Source organism: Leucobacter sp. M11, from assembly GCF_035726885.1.
In the GTDB taxonomy this organism is placed as follows: Bacteria; Actinomycetota; Actinomycetes; order Actinomycetales; family Microbacteriaceae; genus JAPFRB01.
Genome location: NZ_JAPFRB010000002.1, coordinates 378,184 through 378,739, shown reverse-complemented (window position 1 = coordinate 378,739; position 556 = coordinate 378,184). Strand labels below are relative to the sequence as shown.

The following is a 556-nucleotide window of genomic DNA, read 5'->3' as shown; positions in this document are numbered from 1 at the left end:
TGCCCGTCATCGCGATCCTCGGCATCGAGCTGTCCACCGCCCTCATCGGGGCCGTCGTCGTGGAGAGCGTCTTTAGCCTGCCCGGCCTCGGCAGCCTGCTTCTGAACGGCATCACCCAGCACGACTACGTCACGATCCAGGGGGTGCTCGTCGTGAGCACGCTCTTCGTGCTGCTCGTCGGCTTCGCCGCCGATATCGCGCAGCGCCTCGTGGACCCGCGCCTGCGCCAGTCCGTCTCGGGGAACCGATGAGCGGCCCGGCCCCCGCGGCCCCGCCCGCCCCCGTGCCGGGGACGCCGGTCGCCCCGCCCGCCCGCCGCCGCTCCCGCCGCGGCACGCTCGTGCTCGGCCTCGCCCTCACCGGGGTCATCGTGCTGCTCGCCCTGGTCTCGCTCGTCTGGTTGCCCTACCCGCAGGCGGACACGAGCGGCGGCCGCCTGGAGGGCGCGAGCGGCGCGCACTGGATCGGCACCGACAAGCTCGGCCGCGACCTGTTCACCCAGCTCATGATCGGGGCGCGGATTGCGCTCTCGGTCGGCCTTGGCGCGGTGCTCATC

General features: G+C 73.6%; 1 protein-coding gene and 1 pseudogene. Both read left to right on the top strand.

Annotated elements, in window-relative coordinates; translation table 11 throughout:
- Nucleotides 1-251 (top strand): ABC transporter permease subunit (locus OOT08_RS06080; RefSeq protein ID WP_325091689.1); only part of this gene is annotated, 251 nt, incomplete at its 5' end.
- Nucleotides 248-556 (top strand): annotated as a pseudogene (locus OOT08_RS06075) (ABC transporter permease); the annotation flags it as partial. The gene OOT08_RS06080 and the pseudogene OOT08_RS06075, both read left to right, overlap by 4 nt.